We start from the raw sequence: 14267 nt of genomic DNA on the forward strand, positions 1-14267 counted from the left end.
CTGTACCATAACCCGATCAATGAGCTCCCCGAGACCCAGTTCGTCGTACATTCCCGCTACCAATCCCAGGTGTTCGAGCGCTTGGCTGCTGTAATGCTGTGGACTGGCCTTTGAGCCAGTTTCGATGTGCATGGCTAGCCTGCTTCCCTCTGAATGTTTGCGATAAACGCAAGGATAGATGAGTTGAGAAAAAACCTGTTGGTGGCGTGAGCGGGTGCGGAATGTCGGCATCAACATCTCGACCCTGCCATTCATCCACCACCATGTCGCCGCCATGCCTGACGTACATTTAGGGATCGGCGCCACCATCGGCAGTGTGATTGCCACCGACAAGGCCATTATCCCGGCCGCCGTCGGTGTCGATATTGGCTGCGGCATGGCCGCCGCGCGCACCTCGCTGACGGCCGAGCAGATCGATGAGAAGGGACTAAAGAAGCTCTTCGACCAGATCAGCCGCGATGTGCCGGTCGGGCGCGCGCAGCACAAGGACGACCGGGCGCTGACCGACGCCGCCGCGCCCTTCGCCGCGCCGCTCAAGGCCATGACCGACAAGCACCCCCAACTGCTCAAGGCGTTCGGGCGCTTCTCCAACTGGGTCAAGCAGATCGGCACCCTGGGTGGGGGTAATCACTTCATCGAGGTCTGTCTGGATGAATCCAACCGCGTCTGGGTGATGCTGCATTCTGGCAGCCGGGGGATTGGCAACGCCATCGGCCATTATTTCATCGAGCTGGCCCGCCGCGACATGGAGCGCTGGATGATTCAGCTGCCGGACCGGGATCTGGCCTATCTGCCCGAGGGCACCGAGTACTTTGATGACTATGTCGAGGCAGTCTCCTGGGCGCAGGCCTATGCGCGCGAGAACCGCGACCAGATGATGCGCCTGGTGCTAGCCGCGCTGGCGTGGCATCTGCCCGAATTCACCGTCACAGAGGAAGTCGTCAACTGCCACCACAACTATGTGGATCGGGAAAACCACTTCGGTGCCAACGTCTGGGTCACCCGCAAGGGCGCCATCCGTGCGCGCGAAGGCGATCTTGGCATCATCCCCGGCAGCATGGGCGCGAAGAGCTACATCGTACGCGGCAAGGGCAACCCCGAGAGCTTCTGTTCCTGCGCCCATGGCGCGGGGCGGCGGATGAGCCGAACCGCCGCCGAAAAGCAGTTTAAGCCAGCCGACCTAGAAGCCCAGACCCAGGGCGTGGTCTGCCGCAAGGACAAAGGGGTGCTCGATGAAATCCCTGGCGCCTATAAGGACATCGACCAGGTCATGGCCAACCAAAGCGACTTGGTCGAGGTGGTGCATACCCTCAAGCAGGTGGTGTGCGTGAAGGGATGAGCCAAGCAAGGCGGTGTGGTGGATGGGGCTCAATCACCGCCGCCATCGCCCCCGTCACCACCGACGTCGAACCAATCCCCACCATCGCCGCCGAATCCGTCGCCAGCTCCCGGCCCCAAGCGGGAGACGAGCTTGACCAGCAGCACAAGGATGGCTATTCCAAACAGAATTGGACAAAAGGCGCCCCTGAGCCAATCACTGGAAAAAAGATCCATGCAGTGAAAGGACCAGACGGCGATGACAAGCCAGAGGATAACCGCCATGATTGCTTCCCGATGCTGACGAGACGCCATCAGCGCCACTGTCGCGCGGACTTTAGCTGTTGAGGATAACCGTGAATGTCATTCTTCTGGGTAATGCGGGTTCAGGCAAGAGCACCTTCTCCAGGAAACTACTCGCCCGCGAGCCAGCCGCTTGTCTGTCGCTCGATACCGTCGCCTTCGCGGACGGCCCGACACGGCGTCCGCTAGCGGACAGCATTGCGGACGTGCGGCGCTTTATCGCCACGCATGAGAGCTCCTGTTTCTCAACCCCGGCATCGAGGTCTGTGTCGCGCATTGTCGCGCACGCCCGTGGGAACCGGAGAAATTTCCCTCTCCAGAAGCGCAAAACGAGAACCTGAACAACCTGATCGACTGGGTTCGCGCCTATGAGACCCGGGATGATGAGTATGGACTTGCGCGGCATCGGCAGCTGTACGACAGCTTTCGCGGCAAGAAGCGCGAGTTACAGAATCCTGCCAACTACTTCGGTGTTTAAGTGCCGGGCACTGAAAGAGTTCTGCGCGACGCTCCACTTCGGGTCTCCAGACCGCGCATCCCAACGTACCAACTGACAGCCTGACCGTGCAGTTGAGCAGGCGAGGGGAACGGTCTGCGCAAAGACCATCACCGTTTTGCGTTTGAGCGAAGGGTTGAAGACCCGATTGGACGATTGATCTTTGATCTAAAGCAGCCTGCTCGAGTTATCGCCGAGGGGCCTTTCAACGAGTTGGTAGGTCGGTTGCCGAGCCACAGTCGACGAAGGCCTCTATTGCGGCAATAACCGGTTTTGAGCGGTAGCGGCCGCTTGGCCAAGTGCACTGCGCTTATCAATGACGCCGCATCCGTCAAGCCAAGCCAAATCCACATCGGTAAACCTCCACACCTGCTGTTGGTCCCTCCCGCAGGCTGCCAGTCATGGTGGCAGGATTGCCATTACCGACACAGGCTAAACGCACGATTGGATGCTGACAAATCCGAGCGTGACATCCCGAACCGAGCCTCAAGCTGCCGCTTGACCTCCGTCGATTGTCGATCCGCGCGAGGGCCGCGCTCGAACGACCGTGATTGGTCTTGGCCGCGAGTGCATCCGCCCATGATCAAAACGCCGAAGACTTGAATCGATCCGAGAGATTCCACCCCAGCGCCCGCGCCATGTGGGCGAAATCCTCCGCGGGCGGCGCCTCGATGACCAGGCGCTGACCTGTCGCCGGGTGATCCAGACACAGCCGGGTGGCAACCAGCAACAGGCGTTGATTGCCGAATCGGTCGCGGAAAAATTGATTGTGGCGTCCGTCGCCATGGGTGGTGTCGCCGATGATGGGATGAAAAATGTGCTTCAGGTGTCGGCGCAGCTGGTGGCGACGGCCAGTTTCTGGTTGCAGCTCAAGCAGCGAATAGCGTGCGCTTGGGTAGCGGCCCACCGGAAATGGCAATTCCACCTGGGCGAGGCGCCGATAGCCGGTTACCGCCCGTTGTGGCGGTTTGTCCGGATCGGCAAGCGCGTCGGTGATGCGGTCGGGTTCCTCGCGCAGGGCATGGTCGATGGTGCCAGCGGGTTGCGTCCATCCGCGCACAATGGCGTGATAGGTCTTGCTGACGCGACTGGCGCTGAACTGGGCGGTCAAGGCGCGCGCCGTCTCAGGGTTGCGCGCGAACAGCAAGACGCCGGAGGTTGGCCGATCCAGGCGATGCACCGGGTAGACCCACTGGCCAATCAAGTCGCGCACCAGCTGCAAGGCAAAGGTGCTGGCACCCGTGTCGATCAGGCTGCGGTGCACCAGCAAGCCAGCCGGTTTGTGCACCGCGATCAGCGCATCATCCTGAAATAGAATATCCATCCAACCCTGAGCCAAGCCCGGTTCCAGCGTGTTTTCGCCCTAGTGACAGTGACTGCTCCGCTGTTTCCAGGGCGGTCTTGCTGACAGGTGTCTCTCGCGTCAGTGTCGCTCGATTCAGCGCCGAAAGCAGCGCGCGGATGGCCGCGCTCAGGCTATCGCGGTTGATCGCGGCGCCAGCGTGGCGGGTGCCATCTTGCTCGATCAGCACATAGGCGGCGGCCTCGGCCTCGGTGCCGGCGCTGATGGCGTGCTTCTGATAGTCGACCATGGCGAAGCGGCCGCCGAAGGCGCTGGCCCAAGCCTGGCTGAAAGCTTCGATCACGCCGGCACCGGTGCCCGTGGCGCGCTGCTCGCCGGCGTCCTCGCTCGCGCGCTGCACCAGCGGGGCCAGCTCGCGCCGCAGCCAGGCCGGGAGGTGCAAGCCGAACTCGCGCTCGAGCAGGAAGGCCATGCCGCCCTTGCCGGACTGGCTGTTGGCTTGAATCACGGCCTGGTAGTCGCGGCCGAGGTCGCGCGGGTCGATGGGCAGATAGGCGACCTGCCAGGGCACATCCGGCTGTTGGCGCTTCAGACACTTGCCGATGGCGTCTTGATGGCTGCCGGAGAAGGCCATGTAGACCAGCTCGCCGAACCAGGGATGGCGAGGATGGGTGCCGATCTCGGTGCAGTCCTCGACCACGGCGATGATGGCGTCGGGATCGGACAGGTCAAGCCCGGGATCGACGCCCTGGCTGTAGAGATTCATTGCTCGATTTGCTGCGTGGTCAGCGCTCTGGCATAGACAAGGCCGCCAGCAGTGCACGCAAAAAGTCCAGCGGTGTCGGTGGGCAGCCGGGAACACTCACGTCGACCGGCAGCACCTGATCGACGCTGCCGCGACAGGCGTAGGAGCAACCGAACTCGCCGCCGTTGCAGGCGCAGTCGCCCGCAGCGATGACCCACTTTGGCGCTGGCATCGCGCGCCAGGTTCGGCGCAGTGCCGCCTCCATGTGGCGCGAGATCGGACCTGTGACCAGTAGCGCGTCGGCATGTCGCGGTGAGGCGACGAAGTGGACGCCAAACCGTTCCAGGTCGTAGTACGGGTTATTCAGCGCATGGATCTCCAGCTCGCAGCCGTTGCAGGAGCCCGCGTCGACCTGACGGAGCGCGAGACTGCGGCCAACGCGGGCGTCGATGCGGCGCTGCAGGGCGACGCCGATCTCGGCCAGTTCCGCGTCATCGGTAGACGGGGCCGGCTCGGTGGCGAGCCCGGTGCGCAGGGCTTGACTCAGGATGCGCAGCATGGTACCGATCCTCCTCTGCGCGACGGTCGATCGTTCATAGGTCCTGCCCCGAGTAAGACGCGTTAACGGATTTGTTGCAGACCGGGAAGTCCGGGACGATGTTGCCGTGGATCAGGCGCTCAAGCGCCGGCCAGGTGAACCAGCTCGGATCACGAGCGAAGTAGCGTGCGATACGCCCATCGTTTCTAAAGCGCACGAACGCCAGCACCTCGCCGCGCCAGCCCTCGACCAGGCCGAGTCCGATTGCACCGGCCGACGCTGCCGGCAGCTCTGCGGCGATCGGTCCGTCTGGTAGGCGGCGCAGCAGTTCGTCCATCAGGTTGAGGCTCTGACGGACCTCGTGCATGCGCATCCGCACCCGTGCCGCAACGTCGCCCTCCTGTTGCACCGGCACCTCGACCGCGAGCGCATCATAGGGTGGATAAGGCGCGTCCCGACGCAGATCGAAGCCTAAGCCGCTCGCCTTGGCCACATAGCCCGTGCAGCCCAGCGTTCGCGCATCCTTGGTTTGCAGGTGGCCGGTGGTGAGCAGCCGATCCGCGAGTGACGGCAGTTCGTCGACGATGGCGAAGATGGGCGCGATCGCGCGCCGCATGGCCTCGTGCTCGGCGCGCAGCGTCGCGACCGCGGCCGCATCCAGATCGACCGCAACGCCACCGGGGATGATCCGATCCATCAGCAAGCGATGGCCGAAATGGGCCTGGCTCGCGCGCTGCCAGTCCTCGCGCAATCGAGCGCACTGCATGTGGATGAACGCCATGCCGACATCGTTGCAGATCGCGCCAATGTCGCCGATGTGATTGGCGACGCGCTCGCGCTCGCAGAGCAGTCCACGCAGCACCAGCGCGCGCGCCGGCACCTCGCAGCCACTGGCGCGCTCCAGTGCCTGACAGGCGGCCCAGGTATGCGCGACGGTCGAATCGCCGCTGATCCTTCCCGCGAGCCGCGCGAGTCCAACGGCGTCGCGGCCGACCGCTAGTCGCTCGATGCCCTTGTGCACATAGCCGAGCCGCGCTTCCAGTTGCAGGACGGTCTCCCCCTCGGCATGGAAGCGGAAATGCCCAGGCTCGATGATGCCGGCATGGACCGGGCCGACCGGGATCTGATAGACCCCATCGCCCGTCAGCGCCTCGAACGGATAGTCCCGATCCGCCTGGGTGCGGCGCTGATCCTCCCCGGCCAGCGGGAAGTCCGCGCGCAGCGGAAAACGCCCCTCGCGCCACGCCTGGTGCCGAGTCCAGCGATGCGGATGCGGGTGGTCGGTAAAACGCACGCCGACCAGATCCTGCGCATGTCGCTCAAGCCGATCGAGACCGGGATACCAGGGGGTCTGCGAGGGCAGTTCGGGCAGCGCTAGCGGCACCTGGGTCTCCAACACTAGATAGTCGCCTTGCTGTTCCAAGACCGCGCGCAGCGTGATCGTCGGCTCTTCGTCGTCGGGCAGGGTGCTGGTCTGGGCAGGGGGCGCAAGGTCTGGCGGATCGGCGAAGACCCCAGCATGGCGCAGGCCCATCGCCGCCGCGATCCGCGCCGCCGCACCCCAGTCCTCGGCCTCCAGGCGCAACCGACGGGCCGGCGTTAGCCCTTGGTGATCAGCGTCGCGGACGAGCCGACCTTCGTCATCCAGGCGCTCCCGGTATTCAGACAACCAATCGAAGGGCTTCATGTGTATCTCATCGATCATTAGGGCAGGGCAGTACCCGTCACCATCAGCACCGCACCCTCAAGCCAGCCGGCCAGCAGCGCCGGCATTGCGAGCCCGAGCCAAATGACGAGGCCGAGATGCACCGCGACCGGCAACATGTTGGCTGTGACAGGTGCCTGTCCGGTCGGCGGCGTGCCATAGACCATCGGCTGCAGGTGCCGAAACAGCCCGGCAAAGGCGATCGCCAGCCCGACCAATAGCGCCAGGCTGAGCCAGGGCGCGGTCTGCATGGTCGCGTTCAACAGCAGGAATTCGCTGGTGAAGATCCCGAACGGCGGAAAGCCGGCGATGGCGGTGACGCCGAGCAGCAGTCCCCAGCCGACTGCGGGCTGGGTGCGGATCAGTCCCCGGATCTGGTCGATGCGCTGGGTGCCGGCGATCTGGGTGGCATGACCAACGGTGATGAAGATCGCGGACTTGGTCAGCGAGTGCACCAGCATGTGCAGCAGGGCGCCAAAGGTGGCCAGCGCGCCGCCGAGCCCAAAGGCGAAGGTCATCAGCCCCATGTGTTCGATGCTGGAATAGCTGAACAGGCGCTTGATATCGCGCTGACGATGCAGGAACAGCGCGGCAACCAGGAAGGACACCAGGCCGAAGCCCATCATCAGCTGCCCGGCCAGATGCGGCGCGGCGGTCGCGGCGAGCGAGCCGTCCACCAGCATCTTGAGCCGCACCAGGGCATAGAGCGCGATATTCAACAACAGACCGGAGAGCACCGCCGACATCGGCGTCGGCCCTTCGGAATGCGCGTCCGGCAGCCATTGGTGCATCGGCACCAGACCCACCTTGGTGCCATAGCCGACCAGCAGAAACACGAAGGCCAGGCGCATCACCGCCGGTTCCAGATCCCCGGCCGCCGCATGCAGCAGGCTCCAGGTCAGTCCGGATTCGGGATCAGCGAGCACATGCTGAGCAGCAAAATAGGTCAGCACGGCGCCGAACAACGCCAAGGCGATGCCAACGCCGCAGAGGATAAAGTACTTCCACGCCGCCTCAATCGCCTCCGGCGTGCGGTACAGCGACACCAGCAGCACGGTCGCGAGCGTCGCGCCCTCGACGGCGACCCAGAGCACGCCCAGGTTATCGGTGGTCAGCGCCACCAGCATGGTCAGCATGAAGACCTGATACAGGCTGTGGAAGGTGCGCAGCCGGATGGGGCCGATGCGCCCTTCAGCACAGGCATGCAGCATGTACGGTCGCGCAAAGATCGCCGTGGTAGCGCCAATGAACGCGGTCAGCAGAATCAGCGAGACATTCAGGGCATCTACCCGCCAGGGCAGGCCCAGTGCGATGGTGCTCAGATCACCGGTCGCGGCCACGCCAGCGACGAGCCAGATCGCGGCGAGCAAGGTCAGCGCCGAGATCGCCAACGAGAGCCAGCCGACCAGGTGCCGGCTCCAGGCGTGCAATGGCGGCAGCAACAGGAGCACGAGTGCACCTGCCAGCGGCGTCAGCAGCAGCCAGGTCAGTGCGCTCATGGTCGCGCCTCGCCGGCTGACCGGCTCGCGGGGACGGTGACGTCGGCGCCGAGCGTTCGGTTGGGATCGCGAGCGCCGGTTTCAGTCGCGCCGCCATCGTCCGGGTCGGCTACGCCGCCAACACCCGGATCAGCCGCCGCATCGGCCTCGCGCAGCCGGTTGAGCCGGTCCACGTCCAACGAGTCGATGCTGTCGCTGATCTGCAAGAAAAACACGCCGAACAACACCATCGCCACCAGCACGTCGAAGGCGACGCCCAACTCCACCACCAGCGGCATGCCACCGGTGGCCGAGACTGCGGCCAGGAAGAGCCCGTTCTCCATCGACATGAAGCCCAGCACCTGGGCCACCGCCTGCGCCCGGCTCACCATCATCAGCAGCCCGATCAGGACCACGGCCAGACTCACGGCGATGATGTTGCGGGTGAAACCCAGCTTGTCGGCGATGATCGGCAGCACCAGCCACCAACTGAAGATCACCAGCGCCACCGCGCCGCTCGCCACCAGCGCCGGGCGGGCGATGGTCTCGCGATGGCGCTCCAGCGCCAACCGACGCACCAGGCGATGCAGCATCCAGGGAATCAGCAGCGCCTTCAGCACCAGGGTCAGCAGCGCCGAGACGTAGAGATGATGCGCCCCCTGAATGAGCGCGACCACGGCGGTCACCGCAGCAATCAGGGCGCCCTGCCAGGCGAAGGCGTGGATGGCCGAGACCAGCCGTGCTTGCGCCAGCAGCACGAACGACAAAAACAGCACCAGCGCCGCGAGCAGGACCACCGATTGCTGCAACAACGACAACTCCGCCATGTTCACGCGCCCACCTCCAGGATCACATGGCTCAGCAGTCCGAGCAGCCCCAGCAGCAACGCGAGATTCAGCAGATTCGGCACCCGAAACAGCCGCAGCTTGGCAAACAGCGTCTCGGCCAGGCCCAAGGCGGCACCGAGTAGGACGAGCTTCGTCAAGATCGCCACCAGCGCGAGTAGCAGCGCCCCAAGGGTCAGTGTCGTCGCGATACCCCAAGGTACAAAGACGTTGGCGATGAGCACCGCGTAGAGCAGCAGTTTCAGCTGCGCCGCCCATTCCATCAGCGCCAGATGGCGCCCGGAGTATTCCAGCAGCATCGCCTCATGGGTCATGGTGAGTTCAAGATGCGTCGCGGGGTTGTCCACCGGCAGGCGCCCGGTCTCGGCGATCGCGACCAGCACCAGCGCGGCGAAGGCGAACAGGTACGAGGGCCGCACCACCAGTCCCTCGGCCAGATGGGTGGCCATGACGCTGGACAGATTGGTGCTGTGCGCGGTCATCGCGAGCGTGAAGGCGGCCATCAGCATGGCCGGCTCCGCCAGCGCCGAGACCAGCATCTCGCGCGAGGCACCGAAGCCCCCGAAGGCGGTGCCGACGTCCATGCCGGCGAGGGCCAGAAAGACCCGCCCCAGGGCCAGCAGACCGGCGAGCACGATCAGGTCAGCGATGACCGCGGTCGGTAACTCAAGCGCCAGCAGTGGCACCGTGGCGGCGGCCAGCCAGGTTGCAACCAGTACGAGATAGGGCGCGATGATAAACAGAGGCGAGGCGGTGTGAGCGACTCGGGTGTCTTTGTTGAACAGCTTGCGCAGGTCGCGATAGGGTTGCAGCGGACTCGGTCCGCGCCGGCCCTGGAGCCGCGCCTTGACCAGCCGCACCCAACCGACCAGCAAGGGTGCCAGTGCCAGGTAGAGCAGCGCCTGCAAGAGCGCCAGCAGCCAGCCGAGTAGGGTGAGTGAACTGCTCATTATTCAGATTCAATCGGGCTCAGACGCCATTGGGTTCAGATGCCATTGGTGCAGACGCCATTGGCGCCGCGCACATCAAGTGATGATCCATAACAGCACCACTAAGGTGGCCAGGGTCCAACCCAAATACACACGCACGTTGCCCGACTGCAGCCTCACCACCCGTCGTGCCACCTGCTCCAGCAGCCGGACGACCGGCAGGTAGAGCCAGCCCCAGGCGCGATCAGCGACGCGCACCAGCCAACGGTGGCTGCCGTCGTCGCGGATTAGCAATAACTCGGTGAGCATGAAGGTTGGGGCAAACACGCGGCGTAGAGGTTGCACGAAACCGCCAGCACTCGCCTGCATGGCCGGCGTTGGTGCGGCAAAGCCGCAATCCCAGGGGTCGCAGCGACGCTGGCGTTGGCGCGCGCCAGGGGGATTCAGCAGGCTTTTGAACAACACCAGTGTCAGCCCGGCGATACCGAGCAGTAGCAACACCACCAAGGGTGCACTGTAGCTAGCCGTGTCCGGCGAGACCGGCGTCAGCCACAGCCAGCCGTGAGCGGTGGCCTGGGGTAGCCTGACGCCGAGCAACAGCAAGGTGACCTGATCCAGCAGCCCCAGCACCACGGATGGCAGCACACCGAAGGCGATGCATAGCACCGCCAGCAGCCCAAGCGCTGCGCGCATGCCGAGCGGTGCCCGGCGAGCCCGGCGCACATGGCGCGAGCGCGCCTGACCGAGAAAGGCGATGCCGAAGACCTTGACAAAGGTCACCGCCACCAGCGCCGCAGTCAGGGCCAGCGCTGCGGCTGCGATCGGCACCAGGCTGCGCAGCACGCCACTCTCCAACTGCCAGGACTGTAGCGCGGCCTGGAACAACAGCCACTCGGAGGCGAAACCGTTGAACGGGGGCAGCCCAGCGATCGACAACACGCCAATCAGAAAGAACAGACCCGTCCAGGGCATCCGTCGCAACAGGCCCCCCATCTGCTCCAGGTCGCGCTCGTGAGTGCTGTGCAGGATGGCCCCAGTGCCGAGGAACAGGAGCCCCTTGAACAGCGCATGATTCAGTGCGTGATACAGGGCGGCAACCAGTGCCAGTGCCCCGAGCACCGGCAGATCGGCACTGAGAAACAGCAGTGCCAGGCCGAGTCCGAGGAAGATCACGCCCAGGTTTTCCACCGAGGAGTAGGCAAGCAGACGCTTCAGATCGGTCTGCACCAGCGCATACAGCGCACCGAGCACCGCCGCCCCCCCGCCGATGATGATCAGCACCACGCCCCAGGGCCAGTGTGGGGTGCCGATCAGATCGAACACCACACGCACGAAGCCATAGACCGCGACCTTGAGCATCACCGCCGACATCAGCGCCGAGATATGTGACGGCGCCGCCGGATGCGACTCGGGCAGCCAGGCATGCAGCGGCACCAGGCCGGCCTTCATGCCGAAGCCGACAAAGGCCAGGCCGAAGGCGATTGTGGCCCAGGTCGGACTGAGATCAGCGCCACCCATGGCCGTGAACGCGAAGCCGCCGCCGAAGGCCGAGAGCACGCCGAAGCCGAGCAGAATGGCCAAGCCGCCGATATGGGCCATCAAAAGATACAGAAACGCGGCGCGACGACTGGCCGCCTGCTCATGCTGAAAGGCCACCAGAAAGTACGACGACAGCGACATCAGCTCCCAGGCGATCATGAATAGGAAGGCATCGGCGGCCAGCACCACCAGCAACATGCCGGCGACAAAGAGCCCGGAGCAGACCCCAAGCGTGGCCAGGGAACCTTGCCCACGCTCCAAGCTGCGCACATAGGCAGGCCCGTAGAGCCCGACCGCCGCCGTGACAAGGCCGATGATGAGCAGGAACCAGCCCGATAGCGCGTCGAGACGCAGTTGCCAGGGCAGCCAAGGCAGACCGAGCGGCAGGGTCGCCGTCTCGGCCTGCCCCGTGCCCAAGGCACCTAGTCCGGCGCCGAGCGCCACCAGCCCGGCAAGACCGAGCAGTGGCAGCGAGAACCCGCGCAGCAGCCATGGCCAGCGTCCTGCCGGCAATGCGCCCAGGCCAGACAGCAGCGCCAGCAATACCGCAAGCCCCGCCAGCCCGAGCGGCGCTGGGAGCGCTGGCATGAGCACGGGCATCGGATCAGACATCAAGCAGCGCTCCGAGCCTGCGCGTCGTCAGACAGCTCAGCCGACGTAGGCGGATCAGCGGCGTTTGCGAGCGCCGTCAACCGTACACCGCGCCCGCCACCGGTGCTCGTTGCGCCCTCAGCAATCAGCTCGACGCCTGCACGCTCAAGTGCATCGACCAGCTTCATCAGCGAATCCACGTTGCCGCGGATCATGCCGTTGCTGGCCTCCATGCGCTGAATCGTCGGCAGCGACAGTCCCGCCGCCTCGGCCAACTGGCGTTGGTCCAGTCCAAGCAGCGCCCGGGCGGCGCGTAGTTGTGGAGCAGTGAGCATGTCTCAACTATCGATAAGAAATTCTTAGCCGTTAGAATAGATGCTCAGAATTTTAGAAGTCAAGTTTAAAACATGATCATTGGGCTAGTGCGGCCTGGCAAGGCCGCGTGTTCTAGCGGGTGAGAGTCCCGCCTGGGTAATCGTGAGCCGCGAGCCCAGTATCAAGCCTTGCGGCGTGAAGGGTAACTGACACGTCGATGCGTAGGCATGAAAGCAGGCGAGGTGCAAAGGTAACGGGTGATGCCGCCCCTGAAGGTGTAGAGCCCCTTATCCACCAAGCCTGTGGATAACCCTGTGGGAAAGGCTGTCACATGGCTTCTAACCCCTTGTCCCGGCGCGCTTCGTTTTCGATTGGTCAGAATTGTTTCAGTTTGTAAGTGACTGTTTTTGTTTTTTTTGCCGCCTATTTCAACAGGGTGCAAGGGGTTGATGCCCGAAATCTAGCGCGGAGCGTGTGTTCCTCTGGGCCTGTTCATAAACTCCGGCGCGGTTGTCAAGTCCCCATGTGCGATCCGGCGCGATCAGTTTGCAACCCTGTGATCTGAGGCCGGGAATATCGGCGCGGGGGGGCCTCGCGCGAAACGAACCGAATCCCTGGCATCAGGGGGTGGAATCGGTCTGTTCAACCGTCGCGGAGATCAGTGGACCTGTCGGCACCAAACATTCCGGTGCATCGACGCGCGGCTGACCGACTGAACGCGTGACGGGATAGCCGATCATCCCCTCGCCTGGACAGGGTTGCAGCAGCGCCGTCAGTTGCGTCGTGCTCTGATTGTCAGGGTTCAACCATTCAGCCCAGTGCGCGCGATCAAGGATCACGGGCATACGGTCATGGACCCTGGCAACGGTCGTGTTGGCTCGGGTGACAAGGATGGTCGCGCTCTCAACGCACTCACCCGAGCCTGGATCGGTCCACTGCTCCCACAACCCGGCAAAGGTCATCGGCTGCTCATCCCGGCGCCGAAAGGCAACGGGCTGCTTGCCGTTGGGCGTGGTCAGCCATTCGTAGAAGGCATCGGCTGGAATCAAACAGCGCCGATGTTTGAATGCCGCACGAAAGGACGGCTTCTCCGCCACCGTCTCCGCGCGGGCGTTGAAGGTCTTGTAGCCGAGCTTGCGATCCTTGGCCCAGCCGGGCAGCAGACCCCAATGCAAGGAAGCGAGTTCGCGCTGCCCGTCCGCTTGGGCGCGACAGGCGAGAATCCGGCTGCCGGGCGCGAGGTTGTAACGCGCTAGCGGTATCTCGGCCGGCGGTTGCGCCTCCAGCCAATCCACCGTCGCCTGGACATCGAAACATTGCGCAAAACGTCCGCACATCGGCCTGTCCTCAACGCGCCTTGCTCGCTTCAACCAACCGCTGCCGCAGCCGCGTCAGCCGCTGCCCGCCGGTCTGGCGCACCGCCATGCCCAGCGCCTTCGGCTGCGCGATCAGCACCACCAACCGCTTGCCGCAGGTCACCCCGGTATAGAGCAGATTGCGCTGCAACGGCATATAGTGCTGGGTGGCCAGCGGAATCACCACCGCCGGATACTCCGAGCCCTGGGCTTTATGCACACTGGTGGCATAGGCCAGCGCCAGCTCATCGAGTTCGCCAAACTCATAGATCACCTGGCGTTCATCGAAGGCGATGCGCACCTCGCTGTTTTCAGTGTCGATGGCGAGGATCCGACCGATGTCGCCGTTGAAGACCTCCTTCTCATATAGCCTTTTCATTTCACCCCAGCGCCTGGAGCGTTTGCTCGATCAGCTTGCCGCAACGGCCTGAGCGGCCTGAGCGGGCTGAAAATGGCCAAAGTCGAGACAAAAAGAATCGTACCAGCAAAGAAAAATGCCAAACCTATAGTGCAAGACCAAACCAATCGAACAGCTATTGTTGAATATCCAATAACAGTGTTTTGGAACGAGCCTGAATCACTTTGGTATGTTCTTAGCTTCGGAGTTAAAGCGCGATCAGATGATATGTCATCAGGGGCAACTTCAATGACACTTGAGATACAGCCCTTTTAAGGTGATGCAACTCATTGTATAATATGGATATTATTTCTAGAGTTGGAGTTGACAACCGATGTTTGATGATGTTCTCAACCGGTTTGCTGAACGCGCGCCTGCCACGGTCATGGTACGCGCTCTGCTTGAGCGATT

General features: G+C 63.7%; 13 protein-coding genes and 2 pseudogenes. 2 read left to right on the plus strand and 13 right to left on the minus strand.

The window, feature by feature from the left end; translation table 11 throughout:
* On the minus strand, positions 1 to 132 hold a 132-nt coding region (locus CKO36_RS20540; protein WP_200284134.1), incomplete at its 3' end, for a DUF4277 domain-containing protein.
* A gap of 97 nt (positions 133 to 229) precedes the next feature.
* On the opposite strand from CKO36_RS20540, the pseudogene CKO36_RS16935 reads away from it, so the two are divergent.
* A pseudogene (locus tag CKO36_RS16935) lies at positions 230 to 1339 on the plus strand (RtcB family protein); the annotation flags it as partial.
* A 29-nt stretch (positions 1340 to 1368) separates the two neighbouring features.
* On the opposite strand, the gene CKO36_RS16940 reads toward CKO36_RS16935, so the two are convergent.
* The 12 genes and pseudogenes from CKO36_RS16940 to CKO36_RS16995 all read right to left on the minus strand — a co-directional run.
* On the minus strand, positions 1369 to 1602 hold the full coding sequence (locus tag CKO36_RS16940) for a hypothetical protein (protein WP_200285922.1): 234 nt from the start codon (positions 1600 to 1602) through the stop codon (positions 1369 to 1371).
* A gap of 1097 nt (positions 1603 to 2699) precedes the next feature.
* The gene (gene truC, locus CKO36_RS16945; protein ID WP_200285924.1) at positions 2700 to 3440 is read right to left on the minus strand and encodes a tRNA pseudouridine(65) synthase TruC; all 741 of its coding nucleotides are present in this window, start codon (positions 3438 to 3440) and stop codon (positions 2700 to 2702) included.
* A complete protein-coding gene (locus tag CKO36_RS16950) occupies positions 3418 to 4185 on the minus strand; it encodes an alpha-isopropylmalate synthase regulatory domain-containing protein (protein WP_338053516.1) in 768 nt (255 codons plus the stop codon). The genes truC and CKO36_RS16950 overlap by 23 nt, the downstream gene beginning before the upstream one ends.
* 19 nt (positions 4186 to 4204) lie before the next feature.
* Positions 4205 to 4723, minus strand: a complete 519-nt coding sequence (locus CKO36_RS16955) for an NADH-quinone oxidoreductase subunit B family protein (protein WP_200285925.1) — start codon at positions 4721 to 4723, stop codon at positions 4205 to 4207.
* Positions 4724 to 4757: 34 nt separating this feature from the next.
* Positions 4758 to 6389 (minus strand): hydrogenase large subunit, encoded by a 1632-nt coding sequence (locus CKO36_RS16960; RefSeq protein WP_200285927.1) that lies wholly within the window; start codon positions 6387 to 6389, stop codon positions 4758 to 4760.
* A gap of 17 nt (positions 6390 to 6406) precedes the next feature.
* On the minus strand, positions 6407 to 7906 hold the full coding sequence (locus CKO36_RS16965) for a hydrogenase 4 subunit F (RefSeq protein ID WP_200285929.1): 1500 nt from the start codon (positions 7904 to 7906) through the stop codon (positions 6407 to 6409).
* Positions 7903 to 8712 carry a formate hydrogenlyase gene (locus CKO36_RS16970; RefSeq protein ID WP_242469695.1) on the minus strand — a complete coding sequence of 270 codons (810 nt, stop codon included), beginning with the start codon at positions 8710 to 8712 and terminating at the stop codon, positions 7903 to 7905. The genes CKO36_RS16965 and CKO36_RS16970 overlap by 4 nt, the downstream gene beginning before the upstream one ends.
* 2 nt (positions 8713 to 8714) lie before the next feature.
* On the minus strand, positions 8715 to 9680 hold the full coding sequence (locus tag CKO36_RS16975) for a respiratory chain complex I subunit 1 family protein (RefSeq protein WP_200285931.1): 966 nt from the start codon (positions 9678 to 9680) through the stop codon (positions 8715 to 8717).
* Between the two features lie 75 nt (positions 9681 to 9755).
* A complete protein-coding gene (gene hyfB, locus CKO36_RS16980) occupies positions 9756 to 11810 on the minus strand; it encodes a hydrogenase 4 subunit B (RefSeq protein ID WP_242469694.1) in 2055 nt (684 codons plus the stop codon).
* Positions 11810 to 12124: a helix-turn-helix domain-containing protein gene (locus tag CKO36_RS16985; protein WP_200285933.1), complete on the minus strand. Its 315-nt coding sequence runs from the start codon at positions 12122 to 12124 to the stop codon at positions 11810 to 11812. Before CKO36_RS16985 ends, hyfB begins: the two co-directional genes overlap by 1 nt.
* 600 nt (positions 12125 to 12724) lie before the next feature.
* Positions 12725 to 13441, minus strand: coding sequence for an SOS response-associated peptidase (locus CKO36_RS16990; protein WP_200285935.1), 717 nt, complete (start codon positions 13439 to 13441; stop codon positions 12725 to 12727).
* A 10-nt stretch (positions 13442 to 13451) separates the two neighbouring features.
* Positions 13452 to 13826: pseudogene (locus CKO36_RS16995) on the minus strand (ATP-binding domain-containing protein); the annotation flags it as partial.
* A gap of 84 nt (positions 13827 to 13910) precedes the next feature.
* On the opposite strand from CKO36_RS16995, the gene CKO36_RS17000 reads away from it, so the two are divergent.
* Positions 13911 to 14132 (plus strand): hypothetical protein, encoded by a 222-nt coding sequence (locus CKO36_RS17000; protein ID WP_200285936.1) that lies wholly within the window; start codon positions 13911 to 13913, stop codon positions 14130 to 14132.
* Positions 14133 to 14267 lie beyond the last annotated feature (135 nt).

This window comes from Rhabdochromatium marinum, from assembly GCF_016583795.1.
Taxonomy (GTDB): Bacteria; Pseudomonadota; Gammaproteobacteria; order Chromatiales; family Chromatiaceae; genus Rhabdochromatium; species Rhabdochromatium marinum.